This window comes from Streptomyces sp. R35, assembly GCF_041053035.1.
Taxonomy (GTDB): Bacteria; Actinomycetota; Actinomycetes; order Streptomycetales; family Streptomycetaceae; genus Streptomyces; species Streptomyces lutosisoli.
In genome coordinates this window covers 2976067-3002199 of the sequence record NZ_CP163440.1, presented here as the reverse complement: position 1 = coordinate 3002199, position 26133 = coordinate 2976067, and the positions used below count along the sequence as shown (strand labels likewise).

Annotated in this window: 21 protein-coding genes; 20 read left to right on the top strand and 1 reads right to left on the bottom strand. The window is 69.8% G+C overall.

All coding sequences use genetic code 11. The annotated features are described in order from the left end of the window. Positions 1 to 64: 64 nt before the first annotated feature. The 15 genes from AB5J50_RS13905 (at position 65) to AB5J50_RS13835 (ending at position 17095) form a co-directional block, all read left to right on the top strand. Positions 65 to 634: a hypothetical protein gene (locus AB5J50_RS13905; protein WP_369257970.1), complete on the top strand. Its 570-nt coding sequence runs from the start codon at positions 65 to 67 to the stop codon at positions 632 to 634. Positions 635 to 639: 5 nt separating this feature from the next. Further along, positions 640 to 2592: a peptidoglycan D,D-transpeptidase FtsI family protein gene (locus tag AB5J50_RS13900; protein WP_369257968.1), complete on the top strand. Its 1953-nt coding sequence runs from the start codon at positions 640 to 642 to the stop codon at positions 2590 to 2592. Positions 2593 to 2648: 56 nt separating this feature from the next. Continuing rightward, entirely contained in the window at positions 2649 to 4304 is a 1656-nt protein-coding gene (locus tag AB5J50_RS13895; RefSeq protein ID WP_369257966.1) for a UDP-N-acetylmuramoyl-L-alanyl-D-glutamate--2,6-diaminopimelate ligase, read from the top strand. Positions 4305 to 4308: 4 nt separating this feature from the next. Then, positions 4309 to 5730: a UDP-N-acetylmuramoyl-tripeptide--D-alanyl-D-alanine ligase gene (murF, locus tag AB5J50_RS13890; RefSeq protein WP_327428046.1), complete on the top strand. Its 1422-nt coding sequence runs from the start codon at positions 4309 to 4311 to the stop codon at positions 5728 to 5730. Further along, positions 5727 to 6800 (top strand): phospho-N-acetylmuramoyl-pentapeptide-transferase, encoded by a 1074-nt coding sequence (mraY, locus tag AB5J50_RS13885; RefSeq protein WP_369257964.1) that lies wholly within the window; start codon positions 5727 to 5729, stop codon positions 6798 to 6800. The genes murF and mraY overlap by 4 nt, the downstream gene beginning before the upstream one ends. Continuing rightward, positions 6782 to 8209 carry a UDP-N-acetylmuramoyl-L-alanine--D-glutamate ligase gene (gene murD, locus AB5J50_RS13880; RefSeq protein ID WP_369257962.1) on the top strand — a complete coding sequence of 476 codons (1428 nt, stop codon included), beginning with the start codon at positions 6782 to 6784 and terminating at the stop codon, positions 8207 to 8209. The genes mraY and murD overlap by 19 nt, the downstream gene beginning before the upstream one ends. A 216-nt stretch (positions 8210 to 8425) precedes the next feature. Then, a complete protein-coding gene (ftsW, locus tag AB5J50_RS13875; protein WP_327428043.1) occupies positions 8426 to 9790 on the top strand; it encodes a putative lipid II flippase FtsW in 1365 nt (454 codons plus the stop codon). Positions 9791 to 9796: 6 nt separating this feature from the next. Next, positions 9797 to 10891 (top strand): undecaprenyldiphospho-muramoylpentapeptide beta-N-acetylglucosaminyltransferase, encoded by a 1095-nt coding sequence (murG, locus tag AB5J50_RS13870; protein WP_369257959.1) that lies wholly within the window; start codon positions 9797 to 9799, stop codon positions 10889 to 10891. 140 nt (positions 10892 to 11031) lie between these two features. After that, positions 11032 to 11817 (top strand): cell division protein FtsQ/DivIB, encoded by a 786-nt coding sequence (locus AB5J50_RS13865; protein ID WP_369265387.1) that lies wholly within the window; start codon positions 11032 to 11034, stop codon positions 11815 to 11817. A 275-nt stretch (positions 11818 to 12092) separates the two neighbouring features. Continuing rightward, complete coding sequence (gene ftsZ / locus AB5J50_RS13860; protein WP_369257957.1) at positions 12093 to 13283, top strand: cell division protein FtsZ; 1191 nt, start codon at positions 12093 to 12095, stop codon at positions 13281 to 13283. Continuing rightward, the gene (gene pgeF / locus AB5J50_RS13855; protein ID WP_369257955.1) at positions 13280 to 14017 is read left to right on the top strand and encodes a peptidoglycan editing factor PgeF; all 738 of its coding nucleotides are present in this window, start codon (positions 13280 to 13282) and stop codon (positions 14015 to 14017) included. Before ftsZ ends, pgeF begins: the two co-directional genes overlap by 4 nt. A gap of 6 nt (positions 14018 to 14023) precedes the next feature. Further along, the gene (locus tag AB5J50_RS13850; protein WP_327428038.1) at positions 14024 to 14743 is read left to right on the top strand and encodes a YggS family pyridoxal phosphate-dependent enzyme; all 720 of its coding nucleotides are present in this window, start codon (positions 14024 to 14026) and stop codon (positions 14741 to 14743) included. 130 nt (positions 14744 to 14873) lie between these two features. After that, the gene (locus AB5J50_RS13845) at positions 14874 to 15515 is read left to right on the top strand and encodes a cell division protein SepF (RefSeq protein WP_369257953.1); all 642 of its coding nucleotides are present in this window, start codon (positions 14874 to 14876) and stop codon (positions 15513 to 15515) included. 52 nt (positions 15516 to 15567) lie between these two features. Next, positions 15568 to 15852 (top strand): YggT family protein, encoded by a 285-nt coding sequence (locus AB5J50_RS13840; protein ID WP_028803186.1) that lies wholly within the window; start codon positions 15568 to 15570, stop codon positions 15850 to 15852. A gap of 46 nt (positions 15853 to 15898) precedes the next feature. Continuing rightward, positions 15899 to 17095: a DivIVA domain-containing protein gene (locus AB5J50_RS13835; protein ID WP_369257951.1), complete on the top strand. Its 1197-nt coding sequence runs from the start codon at positions 15899 to 15901 to the stop codon at positions 17093 to 17095. 339 nt (positions 17096 to 17434) lie between these two features. Here AB5J50_RS13835 and ileS read toward each other — a convergent pair whose 3' ends face one another. Then, positions 17435 to 20578 carry an isoleucine--tRNA ligase gene (gene ileS / locus AB5J50_RS13830; protein ID WP_369257949.1) on the bottom strand — a complete coding sequence of 1048 codons (3144 nt, stop codon included), beginning with the start codon at positions 20576 to 20578 and terminating at the stop codon, positions 17435 to 17437. A gap of 606 nt (positions 20579 to 21184) precedes the next feature. On the opposite strand from ileS, the gene AB5J50_RS13825 reads away from it, so the two are divergent. The 5 genes from AB5J50_RS13825 (at position 21185) to AB5J50_RS13805 (ending at position 26124) form a co-directional block, all read left to right on the top strand. Next, positions 21185 to 22174: a TraR/DksA family transcriptional regulator gene (locus AB5J50_RS13825; RefSeq protein ID WP_369257947.1), complete on the top strand. Its 990-nt coding sequence runs from the start codon at positions 21185 to 21187 to the stop codon at positions 22172 to 22174. 92 nt (positions 22175 to 22266) lie between these two features. Next, the gene (gene lspA / locus AB5J50_RS13820) at positions 22267 to 22890 is read left to right on the top strand and encodes a signal peptidase II (RefSeq protein WP_369257945.1); all 624 of its coding nucleotides are present in this window, start codon (positions 22267 to 22269) and stop codon (positions 22888 to 22890) included. A gap of 141 nt (positions 22891 to 23031) precedes the next feature. Then, a complete protein-coding gene (locus AB5J50_RS13815; protein ID WP_327428032.1) occupies positions 23032 to 23976 on the top strand; it encodes an RluA family pseudouridine synthase in 945 nt (314 codons plus the stop codon). Continuing rightward, entirely contained in the window at positions 23973 to 24440 is a 468-nt protein-coding gene (locus AB5J50_RS13810; protein ID WP_369257943.1) for a GNAT family N-acetyltransferase, read from the top strand. The genes AB5J50_RS13815 and AB5J50_RS13810 overlap by 4 nt, the downstream gene beginning before the upstream one ends. A gap of 97 nt (positions 24441 to 24537) precedes the next feature. Next, complete coding sequence (locus AB5J50_RS13805; protein WP_369257941.1) at positions 24538 to 26124, top strand: Na+/H+ antiporter; 1587 nt, start codon at positions 24538 to 24540, stop codon at positions 26122 to 26124. Positions 26125 to 26133 lie beyond the last annotated feature (9 nt).

Genomic DNA, 26133 nt, shown 5'->3' with positions numbered 1-26133 from the left:
AGCCGGGAAACCCATCCCGCCGAGCGGCCGTGAACTCGGGAAGCCGAACCCGCAGGGAGGGCGTGTGAGCACGAAACCCGAACTCAGGGGACGGGCCGCCCGGCTCACGCGGCTGCTGCCGGCCGGTGCCGGACAGGCCGCCCGTACCCCCTTCGTCCTGTTGGTCGTCCTCCTGCTCGGCGGCGGCCTCATCGGACTCCTCGTGCTGAACTCCGCGCTCAGCGAAGGGTCGTTCCGCCTCGACGACCTGCAGAAGGACACCAAGAGCCTCACCGACGAGGAGCAGGCGCTCCAGCGGGACGTGGACGCCTACGCCGCCCCCGACGCCCTCCAGCGCCGCGCCCGCGAGCTGGGCATGGTCCCCGGCGGCGACCCGGCCTTCCTCAACCCCGACGGCACCGTCAAGGGCGTCCCGGGAGCCGCCGCCCAGCAGTCCTCCGCACGGAACCCGATGGTCCTCGCGCCCGAGGTCCTCGCCGCCTCACAGAGCCAGAGCCCAAGTCAGAGTCAGAGCCCGAGTCAGGGGCAGGGGCAGAGTCCGTCTCCGACGTCCGCCGCGCAGCCGTCCGTGGCCGTCCCGGCGACTCAGGCCCCCACCCCGTCCACGCAGCCCTCCACAACCCCCGGCAGGTGACGGAAGTGTCCGACAGGGAACCGCCGCGCCGCCGTGTGCCCGGACCCGCCAGGCCCGTACGTCCCGGAAGCCAGCGGCGCCCGGGCCCCGGTGCCCGCCCCGCGCGCCGCCCGAGCGCACCCCGGCCGAACGGTCCGCGCGTCATCCGGCTCGGCAGCCCCCGGCCCCGCCTGCGCATGGTCAGCCTCGCGCTGACCCTGGTGATGATCGCCTTCGTCGTGCGGCTGCTCCAGGTCCAGGCCGTGGACGCGAGCACCTACGCCGCGAAGGCCGAGCAGAACCGGTACGTCGGGCGCACGCTGGCCGCCGAGCGCGGCGGGATCACCGACCGCAACGGCGTCGAGCTGGCGACGAGCGTGGACGCGTACGACATCACGGCCGATCCGACGATGTTCACGCAAAAGGCCACGACGGTGGCGGACGCCCCCGAGCAGGCCGCGGCGCTGCTCGGCCCGATCCTCGGCCAGGACGCCGACACCGTCGCCAAGAAGCTGAGCACGAAGAACACCCGCTACACCCTGCTCGCGCACCGCCAGACCCCCCAGGTCTGGAAGCAGATCAAGGACCTGAAGACCACGCTCGCGGCCAAGTCCCAGACCGACAAGACCACGGTGAACGTCCTCGCGGGGGTCCTCGCGGTCCCCGCCAGCAAGCGCGTGTATCCGAACGGCGATCTCGCCGCCGGGATACTGGGCTGGGTCAACGCCGACGGCAAGGGCGGCGGCGGCATCGAGCAGCAGCTGAACAAGGAGCTCACCGGCAAGGACGGCAAGATCCGCTACGCCCAGTCCGGCGGCCGTCAGGTGCCGACCGTGGACTCCACCGAGACGCCCGCCGTGGCCGGCTCCGACGTCGAGCTGACCATCGACCGCGACATCCAGTGGGCCGCGCAGAACGCCATCACCGAGCAGGTGAAGAAGTCCAAGGCGGACCGCGGGTACGTGATAGTGCAGGACACCCGGACCGGCGAGATCCTCGCCATGGCCAACTCGCCCGGCTTCGACCCGAACGACCTCTCCCAGGCCGACCCGAACACCCTGCACAACTGGGCCATCGAAGACGCGTACGAGCCCGGCTCCACCGCCAAGCTGATGTCGATGGCCGCCGTCCTGGAGGAGAACGCGGCCACGCCCGACACGCATGTCGTCGTGCCCAACCGGCTGCACCGCGGCGACCGGCTCTTCCAGGACGACGTCGACCACAAGACCTGGTACCTGACGCTCAACGGCGTGCTCGCCGTGTCCAGCAACATCGGCACCATCCTGGCGACCGGCCAGCTCGGCAAGACGCAGAAGGAGGCCAACCAGGTCCTCTACTCGTATCTGCGCAAGTTCGGCATCGGCAGCCACACCGGGCTCGGCCTGCCCGGCGAGACGGCGGGCATCCTCGCGTCCCCCGACACCTGGTCCACGTCGCAGCAGTACACGATTCCTTTCGGCCAAGGCGTGTCGATCAACGCGCTGCAGGCGGCCTCCGTCTACTCCACGATCGCCAACGGGGGCGTACGCATCGAGCCGACGCTGGTGCGCGGCTCGAAGGGGGCCGACGGTCGCTTCACCCCCGCCGCCCAGCCCAAGAAGACAAGGGTCGTGAGCGAGAAGACGGCGAAGACCCTCGCCCAGATGCTGGAGTCCGTCGTGGACGACGAGCAGGGCACCGGCGCCAAGGCGCGTATCCCCGGCTACCGGGTCGCGGGTAAGACGGGTACGGCCAACCGCGTGGATCCGGCCACCGGCAAGTACAAGGGCTACACGTCCTCGTTCGCCGGATTCGCGCCCGCGGACAACCCGAGGATCACTGTCTACTGCGCGATCCAGAACGCCACCGAGGGCACCTACTTCGGCGGCCAGACCTGCGGGCCCATCTACAAGCAGGTCATGGAGTTCGCCCTGAAGACCCTCCAGATCCCGCCCAGCGGTGCCCAGGCCGCCAGACTGCCCGTGACCTTCACCCCGTGATCCACTGTGACCGCACGCCCTGATCAGCCTCCAGCACAACGGACCAGGAACAGCTCGTGACAACGATCACCCCGGCTCCCGGGAACCAGCCCCCGCCAAACCCCTCGCTTCGCTCCAGCGGGGGTGCGCCCGGTACGCTCACCGCCGTGCCACACGCTGATCAGTCCCAAACCACCCAGAAGGGCGTTCCTGTGACATATCCGGGACCGCCGCGACCGGTTCACGTCTCCGCCACACCCCTCGCGGAACTGGCCGATCAGCTGGGTGCCACCGCCCCGGCGTCGATCGCGGAGGTCACGGGCATCACCCATGACTCGCGGGCCGTGCGCCCCGGCGACGTGTACGCCGCGCTCCCCGGTGCCCGCCTGCACGGCGCCGACTTCGTGACCCAGGCGGCCGGCCTCGGTGCCGTCGCCGTCCTGACCGATCCGACCGGCGCCGAGCGCGCCGCGGCCACCGGTCTGCCGGTCCTCGTCGTCGACGACCCGCGCGGCCGGATGGGCGAGCTGGCGGCCACGATCTACGGCCGCCCCGGGCGCGATCTGCTCCAGATCGGCATCACCGGAACCTCCGGCAAGACCACCACGGCGTACCTCGTGGAGGGCGGCCTGAAGAGGGTCCGCTCCACCGGTCTGATCGGTACGGTCGAGATGCGGATCGGCGACGAGCGGATCAAGTCGGAGCGCACCACCCCCGAAGCCACCGACCTCCAGGCGCTGTTCGCGGTCATGCGCGAGCGCGGCGTCGAGGCGGTCGCGATGGAGGTCTCCAGCCATGCGCTGGTTCTCGGCCGCGTCGACGGCTGCGTCTTCGACATCGCCGTCTTCAACAACCTCAGCCCGGAACACATGGAGTTCCACTCCGACATGGAGGACTACTTCCGGGCCAAGGCGCAACTGTTCACACCGCACCGCAGCAAACTCGGCGTCATCAACCTCGACGACGAGTACGGCCGCAGGCTCGCCAAGGAAGCCGGCGTCCCGGTCGTCACCTTCTCCGCCGAGGGCCACCCCGACGCCGACTGGCGAGCCGAGGACGTCGAAGTCGGCCCCATGGACTCGACGTTCACCGCGGTCGGCCCCAAGGACGAGCGGATCACCGCCAGGTCGCCGCTCGCGGGCCCGTTCAACGTGGCGAACACGCTCGCCGCGATCGTCGCCCTCGCCGCCGCCGGACTCGACCCGCAGACGGCCGCCGACGGCATCGCCGCCGTGCCGGGCGTCCCGGGCCGCCTGGAGCGCGTGGACGCGGGCCAGCCCTACCTCGCCGTCGTCGACTACGCCCACAAGACGGACGCCGTCGAATCGGTCCTGCGCGCCCTGCGCAAGGTGACGAGCGGCCGCCTGCACGTCGTGCTCGGCTGCGGCGGCGACCGGGACAAGACCAAGCGGATGCCGATGGGCGCCGCCGCGGCCCGGCTCGCCGACACCGCCGTACTGACCTCCGACAACCCCCGCTCCGAGGACCCCCTCGCGATCCTCGCAACCATGCTCGCGGGGGCGGCGTCCGTGCCGGTACACGAGCGTGGCGAGGTCCAGGTCTTCGAGGACCGGGCCGCCGCCATCGCCGCAGTCGTCGCCCGCGCCGAGCCGGGCGACACCGTGCTGGTCGCGGGCAAGGGCCACGAGCAGGGCCAGGACATCGCCGGGGTGGTGCGTCCCTTCGACGACCGCCAGGTGCTTCGCGAAGCTATCCAGAAGACCCAGGGATGAACTTGTGATCGCCCTCTCTCTCGCCGAGATCGCAGCAGTCGTCGGCGGGCAGACGTATGACATACCGGATCCGTCGGTACAGGTCACCGGACCGGTCGTCAGAGACTCCCGTGAGGTGGAGTCCGGCAGTCTCTTCGTCGCTTTCGTGGGCGAGCGTGTGGACGGCCACGACTACGCCGAGGCGGTGATCGAGGCGGGCGCGGTCGCCGTACTGGCGTCGCGCCCCGTCGGCGTGCCCGCGATCGTCGTCGCGGACGTACAGACGGCTCTCGGCGCCCTCGCCCGCCATGTCGTCGAACGGCTCGGCGCGACCCTCGTGGCCCTCACCGGCTCCGCGGGCAAGACCAGCACCAAGGACCTGATCGCGCAGGTGCTGCGCAGCAAGGCGCCGACCGTGTTCACGCCCGGATCGTTGAACAATGAGATCGGGCTGCCGCTCACCGCGCTCAGTGCCACCGAGGAGACGAAGTTCCTCGTGCTGGAGATGGGCGCCCGCGGCCTCGGCCACATCAGCTACCTCACGGATCTGACGCCTCCGAAGATCGGCCTCGTCCTCAACGTCGGCACCGCCCACATCGGCGAGTTCGGCGGCCGCGAGCAGATCGCGCGAGCAAAGGGCGAGCTCGTCGAGAGCCTCCCGGAGGACGGCACCGCGGTCCTCAACGCCGACGATCCCCTCGTACGCGCCATGGCATCCCGTACGAAGGCACGCGTGATCCTCTTCGGAGAGTCCGACGAAGCGGACGTACGCGCCGAGAACGTCCGTCTCACGGAGAGTGGACAGCCTGCCTTCAGCCTTCGCACACCCTCCGGGTGCAGTGACGTGACCATGCGCCTGTACGGTGAGCACCACGTGTCGAACGCGCTCGCCGCGGCCGCCGTCGCCCATGAGCTGGGCATGTCCGCAGACGAGATCGCCCGCGCGCTCTCCGAAGCGGGCTCCCTCTCCCGCTGGCGGATGGAGGTCACCGAGCGCCCGGACGGCGTGACAGTCGTCAACGACGCCTACAACGCGAACCCCGAGTCCATGCGAGCCGCCCTGCGCGCGCTCGCGGCAATGGGCAAAGCCTCACAGGCACAAGGGGGCCGTACGTGGGCGGTGCTCGGTCAGATGGCCGAGCTCGGGGACGAGGCGCTCGCCGAGCACGACGCGGTCGGGCGGCTCGCCGTCCGACTCAACGTCAGCAAGCTCGTCGCGGTCGGGGGCAGGGAAGCGTCCTGGCTGCAACTGGGCGCATATAACGAGGGTTCGTGGGGTGAGGAGTCGGTGCACGTGTCCGACGCACAGGCGGCTGTCGACCTGTTGCGCAGTGAACTGCGCCCGGGGGACGTCGTACTCGTGAAGGCGTCCAGGTCGGTCGGGCTCGAACGGGTGGCCCTGGCGCTGCTCGACAGCGGCGTTGAGGGTGAGGTTTCCGCCCGATGATGAAGCAGATCCTGTTCGCAGGAGTCTTTGGTCTGTTCCTGACCCTGGTCGGCACTCCGCTGCTGATCAAGCTGCTCGCCCGCAAGGGCTACGGCCAGTACATCCGGGACGACGGGCCGAAGGAGCACCACAGCAAGCGCGGTACGCCGACGATGGGTGGTATCGCCTTCATCCTGGCGACGATCATCGCGTACTTCCTGTCGAAGCTGATCACGGGTTACGCGCCGACCTTCTCGGGTCTGCTGGTGCTCGGCCTGATGGCGGGCATGGGCCTGGTCGGCTTCCTGGACGACTACATCAAGATCGTCAAGCGGCGCTCGCTCGGTCTGCGGGCCAAGGCGAAGATGGCCGGACAGCTGACCGGCGGCATCGCCTTCGCGGTGCTGGCCCTGCAGTTCGCCGACAACCGTGGCAACACCCCGGCCTCCACGAAGCTCTCCTTCGTGCAGGACTTCGGCTGGTCCATCGGCCCGGTGCTGTTCGTGGTCTGGGCGCTGTTCATGATCCTCGCCATGTCGAACGGCGTGAACCTGACGGACGGTCTCGACGGCCTCGCCACCGGCGCCGCGACCATGGTGTTCGGCGCGTACACCTTCATCGGTGTCTGGCAGTTCCAGGAGTCCTGCGCCAACGCGCAGACGCTGACCAACCCGGCCGCCTGTTACGAGGTGCGCGATCCGCTCGACCTCGCCATCGTTTCCTCCGCACTGATGGGCGCCTGCCTCGGCTTCCTGTGGTGGAACACGTCACCGGCCAAGATCTTCATGGGTGACACCGGTTCGCTGGCCCTCGGCGGCGCGCTCGCCGGCCTCGCGATCTGCTCCCGCACGGAGCTGCTGGTCGCGCTCCTCGGCGGTCTCTTCGTCCTGATCACCATGTCGGTCGTCATCCAGGTCGGTTCGTTCCGGATGACCGGCAAGCGCGTCTTCCGCATGGCGCCACTCCAGCACCACTTCGAACTCAAGGGGTGGTCCGAAGTCCTTGTGGTGGTCCGCTTCTGGATCATTCAGGGCATGTGCGTCATCGTGGGTCTGGGGCTCTTCTACGCAGGATGGGCAGCCAAGAAGTGACCGACTGGCAGGGCAAGAACGTCACCGTCGCCGGGCTCGGCGTCTCCGGAATCCCGGCGGCCAAGGTGCTGCACGGCCTCGGTGCGGTCGTCACGGTCGTCAACGACGGCGACGACGAGCGCTCCCGTGCGCAGGCCGCGGACCTGGAGGCGCTCGGCGTCACCGTGCGCCTCGGTGACGGCGCGACCCTGCCCGAAGGCACCGAGCTCATCGTCACCGCGCCCGGCTGGAAGCCGGACAAGCCGCTGTTCGCCGCGGCCGCCGAGGCGGGCGTCCCGGTCTGGGGCGACGTCGAGCTGGCCTGGCGGCTCAGGGGCCCCGATGCGGCCCCCTGGCTCGCCGTCACCGGCACCAACGGCAAGACCACGACCGTCCAGATGCTCGCCTCGATCCTCAAGGCGGCAGGCCTGCGCACGGCGGCGGTCGGCAACATCGGCGTCTCACTGCTGGACGCGGTCCTCGGCGAGGAGACCTACGACGTCCTCGCCGTCGAACTCTCCAGCTACCAGCTGCACTGGGCGCCCTCACTGCGCGCGCACTCCGCGACCGTACTGAACCTGGCGCCCGACCATCTCGACTGGCACGGCTCGATGGAGGCGTACGCCGCCGACAAGGGCCGTATCTACGAAGGCAATCGGGTCGCCTGTGTCTACAACGTGGCCGACAAGGCCACCGAGGACCTGGTGCGCGAGGCGGACGTCGAGGAGGGCTGCCGGGCGATCGGCTTCACGCTCGGCACTCCCGGGCCGTCCCAACTCGGCGTCGTGGAAGGCATCCTGGTCGACCGCGCCTTCGTCGAGGACCGGCACAAGAACGCCCAGGAGCTGGCTGAGGTCTCCGACGTCCGGCCACCCGCCCCGCACAACATCGCCAACGCCCTTGCGGCGGCGGCCCTGGCGCGCGCCTTCGGGGTGCCCGCCCGGGCCGTACGCGACGGTCTGCGGGCCTTCCGGCCCGACGCCCACCGCATCGCGCACGTCGCCGATGTGGACGAAGTCGCGTACATCGACGACTCCAAGGCCACCAACACGCATGCCGCGGAAGCCTCTTTGGCGGCCTACGAGTCGATCGTGTGGATCGCGGGCGGGCTCGCCAAGGGTGCGACCTTCGACGAGCTGGTCGCCAAGTCGGCAAAGCGACTTCGGGGTGTTGTCCTGATCGGTGCCGATCGCGCGCTGATCGGCGAAGCGCTCGCGCGACACGCCCCGGAAGTACCGGTCGTCGACCTCGACCGGACCGACACTGGGGCGATGCTCGCGGCGGTTCAGGAGGCGCGGGGGCTCGCTCACGCCGGTGACACGGTGCTGTTGGCTCCGGCCTGCGCCTCGATGGACATGTTCGCCAACTACAACAAGCGCGGTGACGCTTTCGCGGAGGCGGTTCGCGAGATCGGCGCCGTCGACGGCTGACCCGGGTCCGCCTTGCCTGGCGGCGCCGGGCACACCTGGGAGGGAACGCGTGACAGGGATGTGGCTGGGGTCCAGGCGTCCGACCGCCGGTGGCACGGCGCTGTACCAGCCCGTCCCTCCGCCGGCGCCTGAGCGGCCCGGGAGGACCGCAGGCGGGCCACCCTCCCTCAGCGGCAGCGGCAGCGGCACCGCCCGCCGCGGCGGACGGAGCCGCTGATGGCCGGCAGTCGCACCGGCCGCCCCCCGGTCCAGCGGACCACGAGGCGGCCCGCTTCCCCCCGCCCCCCTCGCGACAACCCCGTACGCCTGCTCTACACGCGCGCCCGCAAGGCCTGGGACCGCCCGCTGACCGCGTACTACCTGATCCTCGGCGGCAGTCTGCTGATCACCGTGCTCGGCCTGGTGATGGTCTACTCGGCGTCGCAGATCACGGCGCTCCAGCTGTCGCTGCCCGGGTCGTACTTCTTCCGCAAGCAGTTCCTGGCCGCCTCGATCGGCGGCGTGCTGCTGCTCGTCGCCTCGCGGATGCCGGTGAAGCTGCACCGGGCGCTGGCGTACCCGATGCTGGCCGGATCGGTCTTCCTGATGATCCTGGTGCAGGTGCCCGGGATAGGAGTCGCGATCAACGGCAACCAGAACTGGATCTCCCTGGGCGGCTCCTTCCAGATCCAGCCCAGCGAGTTCGGCAAGCTCGCCCTGGTGCTGTGGGGCGCCGACCTGATCGCGCGCAAGGAGGACAAGCGGCTGCTCACGCAGTGGAAGCACATGCTGGTGCCGCTCGTCCCGGTGACGTTCATGCTGCTCGGGCTGATCATGATCGGCGGCGACATGGGAACGGCGATCATCCTCACCGCGATCCTGTTCGGACTGCTGTGGCTGGCGGGCGCTCCGACCCGGCTGTTCGTGGGTGTGCTGTCGATCGCGGCCACCCTCGGTGTGATCCTCATCAAGACCAGCCCGAACCGCATGGCCCGGTTCTCCTGCATCGGCGCCACCGAACCCGGCACGGGCGCCACCTCGTGCTGGCAGGCCGTGCACGGCATCTACGCCCTCGCCTCCGGCGGGCTGTTCGGTTCCGGACTCGGTGCGAGTGTGGAGAAATGGGGCCAACTACCCGAAGCCCACACCGACTTCATCTTCGCCGTCACCGGTGAGGAACTGGGCCTCGCGGGGACGCTGTCGGTGCTCGCCCTCTTCGCGGCTCTAGGCTATGCGGGTATCCGCGTGGCCGGACGCACGGAGGACCCCTTCGTGAGGTATGCCGCGGGAGGCGTGACCACCTGGATCACGGCCCAGGCCGTGATCAACATCGGTGCGGTGCTCGGTCTGCTGCCGATCGCCGGTGTCCCGCTCCCGCTGTTCTCCTACGGGGGTTCCGCCCTGCTGCCGACCATGTTCGCCATCGGGCTGCTGATCGCCTTCGCACGCGACGACCCCGCTGCGCGGGCGGCGCTCGCGTTGCGGCAACCTCGCTTTGGCAGAAAGCGGGCTGCGGTGAGAGGCTCCGCGGGGGCCGCGGGGCCTCGGAGATGGAACACGATGCGACGGCGCGCCGCGGTGCGTTCGTCCGGAGAGCGGTGAATTTCGGTGCATGTCGTACTCGCCGGCGGGGGGACCGCCGGCCACATCGAGCCCGCGCTCGCCCTCGCGGACGCCCTGCGGAGGCAGGACCCGACCGTGGGGATCACGGCCCTGGGCACGGAACGCGGGCTTGAGACCCGGCTCGTACCCGAGCGCGGCTACGAACTCGCGCTGATCCCCGCCGTCCCGCTGCCGCGCAAGCCCACGCCCGAGCTGATCACCGTCCCCGGGCGGCTGCGCGGCACGATCAAGGCGGCCGAGCAGATCCTGGAGCGCACCAAGGCGGACGCGGTCGTCGGCTTCGGCGGCTATGTGGCCCTGCCCGCCTATCTCGCGGCCAAGCGGCTCGGCGTGCCGATCGTCATCCACGAGGCCAACGCCCGTCCGGGGCTCGCCAACAAGATCGGTTCCCGGTACGCGGCGCAGGTCGCCGTCTCGACCCCGGACAACAAGCTGCGCGGCGCCCGCTACATCGGCATCCCGCTGCGCCGCTCGATCGCCACCCTCGACCGGGCCGCCGTACGCCCCGAGGCGCGCGCCGCGTTCGGGCTCGACCCCGCGCTGCCGACCCTGCTGGTGTCCGGCGGCTCGCAGGGCGCCCGGCGCCTCAACGAGGTGGTCCAGCAGGCGGCTCCGTACCTCCAGCAGGCGGGCATCCAGATCCTGCACGCGGTCGGCCCGAAGAACGAACTGCCGCAGGTGCATCAGATGCCGGGGATGCCCCCGTACATCCCGGTACCGTACGTGGACCGGATGGACCTCGCGTACGCCGCGGCCGACATGATGCTCTGCCGCGCGGGCGCGATGACCGTCGCCGAACTCTCCGCCGTCGGGCTCCCCGCCGCCTACGTCCCGCTGCCCATCGGCAACGGCGAACAGCGGCTGAACGCCCAGCCGGTGGTCAAGGCCGGCGGCGGACTGCTGGTCGACGACGCGGAACTGACGCCCCAGTGGGTGCAGCAGAACGTGCTGCCCGTGCTCGCCGACCCGCACCGGCTGTACGAGATGTCCCGCGCCGCCAGCGAGTTCGGCCGCCGGGATGCCGACGACCTGCTCGTCGGCATGGTGTACGAGGCGATCGCCTCGCGCCGCCGCCAGTAACGCATCGGCGAGTGAGCCGAAGGGGCGCGCGGGTGTCGAGAGATCGAGCGCGCGGAGGCCCGAAGGGCTGAGCACGGTCGGGCTCTCGACACCGGCTTGGGTGCCCCGGAGGTGAACCGAGCCAGGGAGAAGGAGTGCGCGTGGCCGGACCGACGACCGCCGATCGCGGCGAACGGCAGAAGCTGGAGTCCGGCCCGCCCCGGCCGCCCCGTCTCGGGCGGCTGCGTCGCCCTCGTACGCTCATCATCCTTTTGCTTGCAGCGGTGTTGGCCGGGGCCGCTTCGGTCTGGGTCCTGTACGGCTCGCAATGGCTGCGCGTGGAGCACGTATCGGCGTCCGGGATGCGGGTGCTGACGGCCGAGCAGGTGCGGGAAGCGGCCGATGTTCCGGTCGGATCCCCGCTGATTTCCGTCGATACCGATGCTATTGAGGCACGGCTGCGCCGAAAATTGCCCCGAATTGACTCGGTTGATGTCGTCCGTTCCTGGCCGCATGGAATCGGTCTGAAAGTGACCGAACGCACTCCGGTCCTGATGGTGGAAAAAGGCGCGAAGTTCATCGAAGTGGACGCCAAGGGCGTGCGATTCGCCACGGTTTCTGATGCTCCGAAGGGCGTTCCCGCACTGGAATTGACGGTGTCCCGGTCGGCGGGGCTGCGCCGTTTCGGCGCCGACCGGCTGGTGCGCGAGGCGGTGCGGGTCGCCGGTGACATTCCGGCCGCCGTCGCCCGTGACACTCGTACCCTCAAGGTCCGTTCGTACGACTCCATCTCGCTGGAGTTGAAGGGCGGCCGCACGGTCGAGTGGGGCAGCGGCGAGAAGGGCCGCGCGAAGGCCAGGACGCTCACCGCTCTCATGAAAGCCGCTCCCAAGGCCCGGCACTTCGACGTGAGCGCTCCCACCGCCCCTGCGTCATCGGGGAGTTGACGCACATCTGCGCAGGCCAGCACCCTGGTTGGGCAGTGCTACGCCTGATCACATAGGGTGAAAAGAAAAACGGGAGGTTCGGCGTGTTCGTTGAACGTGCGCCACTTGTCGACTTAGTGTCCTGTTCGGAAGAGTCCAAGGAACAGACACACTGGTAACCCTAAACTTCAGCGTTAGGGTTCGGGTCGGCGTTCGGACCGTCCCATTCGGCATCAGTCGTCGGATCGCGAACGTGCGAGGCGACGACACGTAACTCGAGGCGAGAGGCCTTCGACGTGGCAGCACCGCAGAACTACCTCGCAGTCATCAAAGTCATCGGTGTCGGCGGCGGTGGTGTCAATGCCATCAACCGGATGATCGAGGTCGGTCTCAAGGGCGTCGAGTTCATCGCCATCAACACCGACGCGCAGGCGCTGTTGATGAGCGACGCCGACGTCAAGCTCGACGTCGGCCGCGAACTCACCCGCGGACTCGGCGCCGGAGCCAACCCGGCAGTCGGCCGCAAGGCGGCCGAGGACCACCGCGAGGAGATCGAGGAGGTCCTCAAGGGGGCCGACATGGTCTTCGTGACGGCCGGCGAGGGCGGCGGCACCGGCACCGGCGGCGCGCCCGTCGTGGCCAACATCGCCCGCTCGCTCGGCGCCCTCACCATCGGCGTGGTCACCCGCCCGTTCACCTTCGAGGGACGGCGCCGGGCCAACCAGGCGGAGGACGGCATCGCCGAACTCCGCGAAGAGGTCGACACCCTCATCGTCATCCCGAACGACCGGCTGCTGTCCATCTCGGACCGCCAGGTCTCGGTCCTCGACGCCTTCAAGTCGGCGGACCAGGTCCTGCTCTCCGGTGTTCAGGGCATCACCGACCTCATCACCACGCCCGGCCTGATCAACCTCGACTTCGCCGACGTCAAGTCCGTGATGTCCGAGGCGGGTTCGGCCCTCATGGGCATCGGCTCGGCCCGCGGCGACGACCGCGCGGTGGCGGCGGCCGAGATGGCGATCTCCTCGCCGCTCCTCGAAGCCTCCATCGACGGCGCCCGCGGTGTCCTGCTCTCCATCTCCGGCGGCTCCGACCTCGGCCTGTTCGAGATCAACGAAGCCGCCCAGCTGGTGAGCGAGGCCGCGCACCCCGAGGCCAACATCATCTTCGGCGCGGTCATCGACGACGCCCTCGGCGACGAGGTGCGGGTCACCGTCATCGCCGCCGGCTTCGACGGCGGCCAGCCGCCGGCCAAGCGGGACACCGTTCTCGGCGCGTCCTCGGCCAGGCGCGAGGAGCCGACGCCGGTACGGTCCTCCGACAGCCGCCCGTCCTTCGGCTCGCTCGGCAGCGTCACGCCGAAGGAAGCCCCGGAGCCCGCCCCGGAGCCGGTGAACGAACTGCCGGTCTCCCCGCCGGTCCCGCCGTCCCGCGCCTACTCGGACAGCGCGGCCGAAGAGCTGGACGTGCCGGACTTCCTGAAGTGATAGGACAGCGCTCCGAAACGAGCAATGTGAGCGGCGCGCACTTCGCCTTCACCGACCGGTGGGGCGGGGTGAGCGCCGTTCCGTACGAGGAGCTCAACCTCGGCGGAGCGGTCGGCGACGACCCCGACGCCGTACGGACCAATCGTGAACTGGCCGCCAAGTCGCTCGGACTGGACCCGGCCCAGGTCGTCTGGATGAACCAGGTGCACGGGCCGGATGTGGCGGTGGTCGACGGGCCGTGGCTCTCTTCGGAGATCCCGTCCGTCGACGCGATCGTCACGGTGCGGCGGGGGCTCGCCCTCGCCGTTCTCACCGCCGACTGCACGCCGGTCCTGCTGGCCGACCCGGTCGCCGGGATCGTGGCCGCCGCCCACGCGGGACGGCCCGGCATGATCGCCGGGGTCGTCCCCGCCGCCGTACGGGCCATGGTGGAACTCGGCGCCGAGCCCGCCCGGATCGTCGCCCGCACAGGCCCCGCGGTGTGCGGGCGGTGTTACGAAGTGCCGGAGCAGATGCGCGCCGATGTCGCCGCCGTCGAGCCCGCGGCGTACGCCGAAACCAGTTGGGGCACGCCCGCGGTCGATGTGACCGCCGGAGTGCATGCACAGCTGGAAAGGCTCGGGGTGTGCGACCGGGAGCAGTCGCCGGTGTGCACGCGCGAGTCGCAGGACCACTTCTCGTACCGACGGGACCGCACGACCGGGCGGCTCGCGGGCTATGTCTGGCTGGACTGATGGGGCATGACGGACCGTAAGGCTCAACTCGCCGAAAACCTGGCGAAAGTGGAAGAGCGCATCACGGCGGCGTGCACGGCCGCCGGGCGCAAGCGCGAAGAGGTGACCCTGATCGTGGTCACCAAGACCTACCCCGCGAGCGATGTGCGGATGCTGTCGGAACTCGGTGTGCGTCATGTCGCCGAGAACCGGGACCAGGACGCTGCGCCCAAGGCCGCGGAATGCTCGGATCTGCCCCTCTCGTGGCATTTTGTCGGTCAGTTGCAGACCAACAAGGTGCGTTCCGTGGTGGGTTACGCGGATTTCGTGCAGTCCGTCGATCGTTCCAAGCTCGTCACGGCTCTGTCGAAGGAGGCGGTGCGGACGGAGCGCGAGGTGGGCTGTCTCGTTCAGGTCGCACTGGACGCGGAGGAGAGCGGGAGAGGGGAGCGGGGTGGCGTAGGGCCTGGCGGAATCGAAGAGTTGGGCGAGCTCATCGCTCGGGCTCCGGGGCTCCGGCTCGACGGACTGATGACCGTCGCGCCGCTCACCGGACCGTACGCGGGGCGCCAACAGGCGGCGTTCGAGCGGCTGATGGATTTGTCGACTGTCCTGCGCCGCGCTCATCCGGCTGCGAACATGGTCTCGGCAGGGATGAGCTCGGACCTCGAACAGGCCGTGGCAGCCGGAGCGACACATGTACGCGTCGGTACTGCGGTACTCGGAGTCCGACCCAGGCTCGGGTAACGTCGCCAAGAAGTCGGACCACAGCAGAAAATATGGTCATTACCGCCGATCGGCGGGCATAACGACCTCGTGGATCGCGGGCACTTGGCAATTCGTCAGCCGATCCACCACAGAGCGGAGGACTCAGAGCATGGCCGGCGCGATGCGCAAGATGGCGGTCTACCTCGGCCTCGTGGAGGACGATGGGTACGACGGCAGGGGGTTCGACCCCGATGACGACTTCGAGCCCGAGCTTGACCCGGAGCCCGAGCGTGACCGCCGGCGGCACGAGCCGCCGCACCAGTCACATCAGGCACATCTGAACCAACGGGACGAATCGGTACGAGTGGTGCAGCCTCCGGCGCCGCGCGATCCCGTGCCGCATTCCGCTTCGCTCGCCGCGGAATCCGGGCGTCCGGCGCGAATCGCCCCCGTGGCATCCATCACACAAGAACGTCAAAGCCTGGAGAAGAACGCCCCGGTGATCATGCCCAAGGTCGTGTCGGAACGAGAGCCGTACCGGATCACCACGCTGCACCCCCGGACCTACAACGAGGCCCGTACCATCGGGGAACACTTCCGTGAGGGCACCCCGGTGATCATGAATCTGACTGAGATGGATGACACAGACGCGAAGCGACTTGTCGACTTTGCGGCTGGTTTGGTGTTTGGTCTCCACGGCAGCATCGAGCGGGTGACGCAGAAGGTGTTCCTGTTGTCGCCTGCTAACGTCGATGTCACGGCGGAGGACAAGGCCCGCATCGCAGAGGGCGGGTTCTTCAACCAGAGCTGAGACGCAGGACCGGAATCAAGGCACGGAAACAGGGGAGAGGGAAGCACGGATCATGAGCGTGGTCGGGCAGGTTCTCTACATCGCGCTGATGTGTTTCCTCATCGTGCTGATCTTCCGGTTGGTCATGGACTACGTCTTCCAGTTCGCCCGCTCATGGCAACCCGGCAAGGCGATGGTGGTCGTTCTTGAGGCCACCTACACTGTCACCGATCCACCGCTCAAGCTTCTGCGGCGGTTCATCCCGCCGTTGCGTCTCGGGGGCGTGGCGCTCGACCTGTCCTTCTTCGTACTGATGATCATCGTCTACATCCTGATCTCCGTCGTGAGCCGGCTGTGAACGATACGGTCTTGCCGAATGCCGACGACTACGTTGAGGTGAAGAGATGCCGTTGACCCCCGAGGACGTGCGGAACAAGCAGTTCACGACCGTCCGCCTCCGAGAAGGCTATGACGAGGACGAGGTCGATGCCTTCCTCGATGAGGTCGAAGCCGAACTGACCCGCTTGCTCCGCGAGAACGAGGACCTGCGCGCCAAACTGGCGGCGGCCACGCGCGCGGCTGCGCAGAACCAGCAGCAGGGCATGCGCAAGCCCCCCGAGCAGCAGGACCAGCAGCAGGGCCCGCCGCAGGGCATGCGCGGTCCGGGCGCTCCCGTGCCCGCCGGGATATCGGGCCCGCCGCAGCAGCAGATGGGTGGCCCCATGGGCGGCCCGCCGCAGCTGCCGAGCGGCGCGCCGCAGCTGCCCGCCGGCCCGAGCGGCCAGGGTGGTCCGCAGGGCCAGGGTCCGATGGGGCAGGGTCCCATGGGCCAGGGCCCGATGGGTCAGGGTCCGATGGGCCAGGGTCCGATGGGTCAGGGTCCCATGGGTGGTCCCGGCCAGCAGATGCAGCCGCAGATGCAGCAGCAGATGGGTGGCCCGATGGGCGGTCCCATGGGTGGCCCCATGGGCGGTCACGGCCCGCAGATGCCGCAGCAGGGCCCCGGTGGCGACAGCGCCGCCCGTGTCCTCTCGCTGGCCCAGCAGACCGCTGACCAGGCGATCGCCGAGGCCCGTTCCGAGGCCAACAAGATCGTCGGCGAGGCCCGCAGCCGCGCCGAGGGTCTGGAGCGCGACGCCCGTGCCAAGGCCGACGCCCTTGAGCGGGACGCGCAGGAGAAGCACCGTGTCGCGATGGGCTCCCTGGAGTCCGCTCGCGCCACGCTGGAGCGCAAGGTCGAGGACCTGCGCGGCTTCGAGCGCGAGTACCGCACGCGGCTGAAGTCCTACCTGGAGTCGCAGCTGCGCCAGCTGGAGACGCAGGCGGACGACTCGCTCGCCCCGCCGCGTGCCCCGGCCACGGCGTCCCTGCCGTCGCCCTCCGCGCCCTCGATGGCCCCGGCCGGCGCGAGCGCGCCGTCGTACGGCGGCAACCAGGGCATGGGTGCCCCGGCACCGGCCGCGCCCTCCTACGGCGGGCAGCAGCAGATGTCCCCGGCGATGACCCAGCCGATGGCTCCGGTGCGGCCGCAGGGGCCGTCGCCGATGCAGCAGGCGCCCTCGCCGATGCGTGGGTTCCTCATCGACGAGGACGACAACTGACGGCCTCTAGTACGCCTTAGGCGTCGGCAGCGTTCAGGGCGGAGCCCCGGATTTTTCCGGGGCTCCGCCCTTTTGTTCTGTTCCCTTGGAGTCCTTGGGGCACGTGTACGTGGGCACGCAACGCCGAAGGCCCGGCCCCACCAAGATCTTTGGTGGGGCCGGGCCTTCGGGGTGTTCGTTCGGCTGCGGGTGGGTGGGGGCTGGTGGCGCAGTTCCCCGCGCCCCTTAAGGGGCGCGGGGAACTGCGCAATCTTTTCAGCGGGGGTCTGGGGGCGCAGCCCCCAGGTATGGGACGGGTAGGGGCGGCGGGGGCGAAAGAAGCCCCTGCCGCCCCTCGGGTCAGGCCTTGCGGAGGCGGAACGTCAGGGACAGGGACTCGTCCGTGAAGGGGGCACCGTATGTGTCGTCGGCGTCGCTCTGCGCGAAGTCCGTGGCGAGGACCTCGTCGGCGATGAGGGGCGAGTGCTCGGACAGGGCGGCGACGACGGCCGGGTCCGCGGAGGTCCAGCGGAGCGCGATGCGGTCGGCCACGTCGAGGCCGCTGTTCTTGCGGGCCTCCTGGATCAGGCGGATCGCGTCACGGGCGAGGCCCGCCTGCCGCAGCTCCTCCGTGATCTCCAGGTCCAGCGCCACCGTCGCGCCCGAGTCGGACGCCACCGACCAGCCCTCACGCGGGGTCTCTGTGATGATCACCTCGTCCGGGGCCAGCGTGACCGTCTCGCCGTCGACATCGACCGAGGCCGTGCCCTCACGCAGGGCGAGGGAGAGGGCCGCGGCATCCGTCTCGGCGATGGCCTTCGCGACCGCCTGGACGCCCTTGCCGAAGCGCTTGCCGAGCGCGCGGAAGTTCGCCTTGGCCGTGGTGTCGACCAGTGAGCCGCCCACCTCGGAGAGCGAGGCGAGGGAGCTCACATTCAGCTCCTCCGTGATCTGCGCGTGCAGCTCGCGGTCGAGCGTCTCGAAGCCCACCGCGCCGACCAGCGCGCGGGACAGCGGCTGGCGGGTCTTGACGCCCGACTCCGCGCGCGTGGCGCGGCCGAGCTCCACGAGGCGGCGTACGAGCACCATCTGCCTCGACAGCTCCGGGTCGATGACGGACAGGTCCGCCTCCGGCCAGGACGTGAGGTGTACGGACTCGGGGGCGCCCGGCGTCACCGGCACCACCAGGTCCTGCCAGACCCGCTCGGTGATGAACGGGGTCAGCGGGGCCATCAGGCGCGTGACCGTCTCCACGACCTCGTGCAGCGTGCGCAGCGCGGCCTTGTCGCCCTGCCAGAAGCGGCGGCGCGAGCGGCGCACGTACCAGTTGGACAGGTCGTCGACGAACGCCGAGAGGAGCTTTCCGGCGCGCTGGGTGTCGTACGCCTCCAGAGCCTGCGTCACCTGGTCGGTGAGCGCGTGGAGCTCGGAGAGCAGCCAGCGGTCGAGGACCGGGCGGTCCGCCGGGGCCGGATCGGCCTCGCTGGGCGCCCAGTTGGACGTGCGGGCGTACAGGGCCTGGAAGGCGACCGTGTTCCAGTACGTGAGGAGCGTCTTGCGGACGACCTCCTGGATGGTGCCGTGGCCCACGCGGCGGGCCGCCCACGGGGAGCCGCCGGCCGCCATGAACCAGCGCACCGCGTCCGCGCCGTGCTGGTCCATCAGCGGGATCGGCTGCAGGATGTTGCCCAGGTGCTTGGACATCTTGCGGCCGTCCTCGGCGAGGATGTGGCCGAGGCAGACCACGTTCTCGTACGACGACTTGTCGAAGACCAGCGTGCCGACGGCCATCAGCGTGTAGAACCAGCCGCGGGTCTGGTCGATGGCCTCGGAGATGAACTGTGCCGGGTAGCGGCTCTCGAACAGCTCCTTGTTCTTGTACGGGTAGCCCCACTGGGCGAACGGCATCGAACCCGAGTCGTACCAGGCGTCGATGACCTCCGGCACGCGCGTCGCCGTCTGTCCGCAGCCGTCCTGGGGGCACGCGAAGGTGACCTGGTCGATGAACGGGCGGTGCGGGTCCAGGTTCGACTGGTCGGTGCCGGTCAGCTCGGTGAGCTCGGCGCGGGAGCCGACGCAGGTGAGGTGGCCCTCCTCGCAGGTCCACAGCGGGAGCGGGGTGCCCCAGTAGCGGCTGCGGGACAGCGCCCAGTCGATGTTGTTGTTCAGCCAGTCGCCGAAGCGGCCGTGCTTGACCGAGTCCGGGAACCAGTTGGTCTTCTCGTTCTCCTGGAGGAGGCGGTCCTTGATGGCCGTGGTGCGGATGTACCAGGACGGCTGCGCGTAGTAGAGGAGCGCGGTGTGGCAGCGCCAGCAGTGCGGGTAACTGTGCTCGTACGGGACGTGCTTGAGGAGCAGGCCGCGGTTCTGGAGGTCCTCGGTGAGCTTTTCGTCCGCCTTCTTGAAGAAGACACCGCCCACGAGGGGGACGTCCTCCGCGAAGGTGCCGTCCGTGCGGACGGGGTTCACCACCGGCAGGCCGTACGCGCGGCAGACCTTGAGGTCGTCCTCACCGAAGGCGGGGGACTGGTGGACCAGACCCGTACCGTCCTCGGTCGTCACGTACTCGGCGTTCACCACGTAGTGCGCGGGCTCCGGGAACTCGACGAGCTCGAACGGACGTTGATACGACCAGCGCTCCATCTCGGCGCCGGTGAAGGACTCGCCGGTGGTCTCCCAGCCCTCGCCGAGCGCCTTCTCGACGAGTGGCGCGGCGACGACGAGCTTCTCCTCGCCGTTCGTCGCGACGACGTAGGTGACCTCGGGGTGCGCGGCGACCGCGGTGTTGGAGACCAGCGTCCAGGGGGTCGTCGTCCACACCAGGAGTGCGGCCTGACCGGCCAGCGGACCGGAGGTGAGCGGGAAACGGACGTACACGGACGGGTCGACGATCGTCTCGTAGCCCTGCGCGAGCTCGTGGTCCGACAGACCCGTCTCGTCGCGCGGGCACCACGGGGCGACACGGTAGTCCTGGACCAGCAGACCCTTGTTGAAGATCTCCTTGAGCGACCACCACACGGACTCCACGTACTCGGGGTCCATGGTGCGGTACGCGTCGTCCAGGTCGACCCAGTAGCCCATGCGGGTCGTCAGCTCGGTGAAGGCGTCCGTATGGCGGGTCACGGACTCACGGCACTTGGCGTTGAACTCGGCGATGCCGTACGTCTCGATGTCCTGCTTGGTGGTGAAGCCGAGCTCCTTCTCGACCGCGAGCTCCACGGGGAGGCCGTGGCAGTCCCAGCCGGCCTTGCGGGCCACGTGGTAGCCCCGCATGGTGCGGAAGCGGGGGAAGACGTCCTTGAAGACGCGGGCCTCGATGTGGTGGGCGCCCGGCATGCCGTTGGCGGTGGGCGGGCCCTCGTAGAACACCCACTCGGGGCGGCCCTCGGACTGCTCAAGGCTCTTGGCGAAGATCTTCTGCTCGCGCCAGAAGTCGAGCACGGCGTGCTCGAGGGCGGGCAGGTCGACCTGGGCGGGCACCTGGCGGTACTGCGTCGGGTTCATCGGCGAGCTTCCTCCGGCGGACTTACTGCCTTCCGTCGGAGGGACGAGAGCCTGTGCTGCTACTCAGTAGCTGCTGCGGACGCCGTCTGCGGCGCGCTCCCGCGGTACCACCCTCCTTGGCTCCCCGGTGCTCGGTGTGCACCAGTGAGCCCCCTCATTGGGGTCGCGATGCCGGGTCTACCGGCCGCTGCTTCTGGGCTGCGGCTTTCTTCCGGCGGCTCCGGGGTGATCTTCGCGTCGCGCTCGCCCCCGGGCTTCCACCGTCCCCGGGTCGCTCCTGGCTGCGTACGCCGCTACTCGTCCCCATCCACGCTTCTCGCTCCGCCCAGTGTACGGCGCCTCGGGGACAGCGGCCGACCGGTTTTCCGGGGTGTCCCGGTGGTCTGCGCGGTGACCCGAATGGCGAGGTGCGGGCGTCCGGATCCTGGGACGCCGGGCCTGGCGGATTACCCGGCGGGGAGCTGGGCACAACGCATGCAGGCTTGTCGCGCGGGACCCGCGGGGCGGGCAAATCGTAGGCGTGCCCCGTTGCCGCGGGCCGGAAGTCGATTTATCGTCCCAGCACGATTCGCGCGCAAGATCACAATATGTGAAGGGGCCGCGGCCATGGTGGCGAAGAAGACCGCCGTACAGCAGTCGGCGTCCGGCAGATCCACGGGTCCGGCGGCCAAGGATGTGGGTGGGAAGAAGACCACGCAGGGGGCGCCCGCGACGGACGCGGTCAAGCCGGTGAAGACGGCTTCCAGGACGGCGACCAAAGCGGTGCCCAAGGCGACGACGAAGAAAACGGCCGCTACGAAGACCGCGACCAAGAAAGCGGCCACCACGAAGACGGCCACCACCAAGGCTGCGACGGCCAAAACAGCGTCTACGGAGACGGCGACGAGAAAGGCGGCGGCTTCGAAAACGGCAACCACGGAGACGGCGTCTACGAAGGCGGCCGCCAAGAAGGCCACCGGGAAGAAGACGGCGGCAACGGCGACGAAGGCGGTGGCCAAGAAGACGGCCGGGAAGAAGGCCGCGGCCAAGAAGAGCACCAGTACGGCCAAGAAGGCGGTCGCTTCCGCGGCCGAGGGCGCGGCCCAGGCCGCGAAGACGACGGGAGCCACGACGGTGGTTGCGAAGAAGACTCCTGGCACGGCCACGGCGGCGAAGAAGCCCACCCCGGTCCCCAAGGCGCGGATCGCGGCGGCGGAGCCCGGCGAGCTCGCGGTGCGCCCCGGTGAGGACCCCTGGACCCCGGAAGAGGTCGCGGAGGCGCGTGCGGAGCTGCAGTCGGAGGCGCTGCGGCTGAGCACCGAGATCTCGTCGTCGGAGGAGGCGCTCGTGGGCCTGATGCGTGACTCCGGTGACGGCGCGGGCGACGACCAGGCGGACACGGGCACGAAGAACATCACGCGTGAGCACGAGATGGCCCTCGCGGCCAACGCGCGCGAGATGCTGGAGCAGACCGAGCGCGCGCTGGAGCGCCTGGACGCGGGCACGTACGGGCTCTGCGAGAACTGCGGCAATCCCATCGGCAAGGCGCGGATGCAGGCCTTCCCGCGGGCCACCCTGTGCGTCGAGTGCAAGCAGAAGCAGGAGCGCCGTTACTGAACGGCGCGGGAGGGCTCCTGAGCACATGGGCCCCAGGGGGTGTGCCGTACCCTCGTCCTCAGTCAGGAACCTAGGTCGAGGGACTCACTCACGTGACAGAGGCGGAGCGCATCATCGGTACGCCGGACATCCCAGGAGCGGCGGGGGCCGAGCCGGAGCAGTCCGACGAGAACGCGGCGTCGGGCGACCGGTCCGCCTCGGACGAGTCGGCCATGGACGAGCGGCCCAAGGGCAGGCGCAGGATCGCCGTCCTCTTCACGGTCGCGGCCCTGGCGTACGCCCTCGACCTCGTCAGCAAGATGATCGTGGTCGCGAAGCTGGAGCACCACGCGCCGATCGAGATCGTCGGTGACTGGCTGAAGTTCGAGGCGATCCGCAACGCGGGCGCGGCCTTCGGCTTCGGTGAGGCCTTCACGATCATCTTCACGGTGATCGCCGCCGCCGTGATCGTGGTCATCGCCCGGCTCGCCCGCAAGCTCTACAGCCTGCCCTGGGCGATCGCGCTGGGCCTGCTGCTCGGCGGCGCGCTCGGCAACCTGACCGACCGGATCTTCCGCACGCCGGGCGTCTTCGAGGGTGCGGTCGTCGACTTCATCGCGCCCAAGCACTTCGCGGTCTTCAACCTGGCCGACTCGGCGATCGTCTGCGGCGGCATCCTGATCGTGCTGCTGTCCTTCCGCGGGCTGGACCCGGACGGCACGGTCCACAAGGACTGACGGGTTCCCAGGGGCCCCGGGTTCGCAAGGGCTCACGGGGTCCCTGACGACTGACGTACGAGGCCGTCCGGGGACTCTCCACGGGCACTGATGTTCGGTCCGTGGTCAGGCGGTGTCGGACCCGTCCGGCATACTCGACGGGTGAGCACGATTCCCGAGATCCGTAACCTGCCCGTGCCCGACGGCCTGGAGGGCGAGCGCGTCGACGCCGCCATCTCCCGCATGTTCGGCTTCTCCCGCACGAAGGCCGCCGAGCTTGCCGCGGCGGGGAAGGTCACGGTCGACGGCTCGGTGGTCGGAAAGTCCGAGCGGGTGCACGGCGGCGCCTGGCTCGAGGTGGAGATGCCGCAGGCGCCCGCACCCGTGCAGATCGTCGCCGAGCCCGTCGAGGGCATGGAGATCGTGCACGACGACGATGACATCGTCGTGATCGTCAAGCCGGTCGGTGTGGCCGCCCACCCGAGCCCCGGCTGGACCGGTCCGACGGTGATCGGCGGCCTCGCGGCGGCCGGGTACCGGATCTCGACCTCGGGTGCCGCCGAGCGCCAGGGCATCGTGCACCGGCTGGATGTCGGCACCTCCGGGCTGATGGTCGTGGCCAAGTCGGAGCGTGCGTACACCTCGCTGAAGCGGCAGTTCAAGGAACGCACGGTCGACAAGCGTTACCACTCGCTGGTCCAGGGACACCCCGACCCGATGAGCGGCACCATTGACGCGCCCATCGGCCGGCATCCGAACCACGACTACAAGTGGGCGGTGACGGCCGAGGGCAAGCCGTCCGTCACGCACTACGACCTGATCGAGGCGTTCCGCGCGGCCAGCCTGCTCGACATCAAGCTGGAGACCGGGCGCACCCACCAGATCCGTGTCCACATGGCCGCCCACCGGCACCCCTGCGTGGGCGACCTGACCTACGGCGCGGACCCGACGATCGCCAAGCGGCTCGGCCTCACCCGGCAGTGGCTGCACGCGGTGCGGCTCGGCTTCGAGCACCCCGGCGACGGGCAGTGGGCGGAGTTCGCCAGCGACTACCCCGAGGACCTGCAGAAGGCGCTCGACAAGGTCCGCGAGGAGAGCAACGCGTGAGCGCCGCGTACGTGCTGCGGGTGGCCGAGGACGCCGCCGACCGTGAGGCCTGCTTCGGGGTGCGCAAGGAGGTCTTCGTCCGCGAACAGGGCGTACCCGAAGACCTTGAGTACGACGCCTACGACGCCGGTGCCCTGCATGTGCTGGCCGTGCGGGAGGACGGGTTGCCGCTGGGCACCGGTCGGCTCCTGTACGGCGAGGCGGCGGCCTCGAAGACCGACGGTGACCTGACGGTCGGCTCGCTCGGTCGGCTCGCCGTGACGAAGGCGGCGCGCGGGCTCGGCGTCGGCGCCGCGCTCGTGGGCGCCATCGAGAACGCGGCACGCGCGCGTGGACTGGCCGCGGTGGACCTGCACGCGCAGACGCAGGCACTGGGGTTCTACGAGCGGCTCGGGTACGTGGCGTACGGGGCGGAGTTCCCGGACGCCGGGATGCCGCACCGGGCGATGCGCAAAGCCCTGTAAGCCCTGTAAGCGGGGATTGCGGGGATTGTCGTAGGCGCGTGGCAGGCTTGAGGTCTGGCTCTTCCTTGATCGCCTAGACCTCGCCGGAGCGCTGACCGTGGATCAGTTGGCCCTGCTGTTCGTGCTGTTGCTCGGGGCCGTGGTGAGCGTCCCGCTCGGAGCCCGGTTCGGTCTGCCGGCGCCGGTGCTGATGACGCTCCTCGGGATCGTCCTCGCGGTGGCCGACTTCGTACCGGACGTGAGCATCCCGCCAGAGCTGATCCTGCCCCTGCTGCTGCCGCCGTTGCTGTACGCGGCGGTGCGGCGCACGTCCTGGCGGCAGTTCGCGGCCAACAAACGGCCGATCTTCCTGCTCGCCGTGGCGCTGGTGTTCGTCACCACCTTCGCCGTGGCCGCCGTCGCGAGCGCGATCGTGCCGGGGCTGCCGATCGCCGCCGCCGTGGCGCTCGGCGCGCTCGTGGCGCCGCCCGACCCGGTCGCCGCGACCGCCGTCGCGGGACAGCTCGGACTGCCGCGCCGGCTTGTGTCGATCCTGGAGGGGGAGGGACTCTTCAACGACGTGACGGCGATCGTGCTCTATCACGTCGCGATCGCCGCCGCCGTCAGCGGCACCTTCTCGCCCTGGCGTGCCGGGCTCGACCTCGTGCTGTCCGCCGTGGTCGCCGTCGTCGTGGGGCTCGCGCTCGGCTGGGCCGCGAACAGGCTGATGGACCTGCTCGGCGACGCCACGCTGCAGATCGGGATGACGCTGCTGGTGCCGTACGCCTCGTACGTCCTGGCCGAGGAGCTGCACGGGTCCGGAGTGCTCGCCGTGCTCACCACCGCGCTGTTCCTGGCGGAGTACGCCACCGACGCCGACGACGTCATGACCCGGCTCGCCGGGTCGACCGTGTGGGACGTGGTGGACACGCTCGTCACCGGGGTCGCCTTCGGGCTCATCGGTCTTGAGCTGCACAACGCGATCCGGACGGCGGCCGGGCGCTGGGGCGAGATGCTGGGCTGGGCCGCCGCGATCGTCGTTGTCGTCGTGCTCGTACGGCTGCTGTGGCTGCTGCCGGCGACGTGGCTGACGAAACGGCTGCACGCCAAGCGGGACTACGACGAGGAGATTCCGACGTCATGGCGGGAGACCGTGGTGATGTGGTGGTCGGGGATGCGCGGGGTCGCCTCCGTCGCCCTGGCGCTGGCGATTCCGCTGGAGATGGATGACGGGTCGCCGTTCCCCGACCGGGACGAGATCGTGTTCATCGCGTTCGGGGTGATCATGGCGACGCTGGTGCTCCAGGGGCTCACGCTGCCGTGGCTGGTCAGGAAGCTCGGGGTGCGGGCCGACACCGACGTCGAGAAGGCCTTCGAGAAGGAGCTGGCGATCCGTGCCGCGAAGGCCGCGAAGCGGAGGCTGCGGGAGATCGAGCAGGTGGAGGAGCTGCCGGAGGAGGTGTCCGAGCAGCTGCTGCGGAGGGCCTTCGACATCGGGGTGCGGATCAGTCCCGACATGGGGGACGAGGAGCGGCGCGAGGCATCTGTGCAGCGGGCTCGCCGGATGAAGCGGATGCGGCGGATTCAGGGGGAGATGATGAGCGCGGCTCGGCATGAGGTGCTGTCCGCGCGGAGTGAGCCGGGGGCGGATCCGGAGATCGTGGACCGGGTGCTTCGGCATCTCGACGTGCGGAGCCTGCGGTGATCTCCCGCC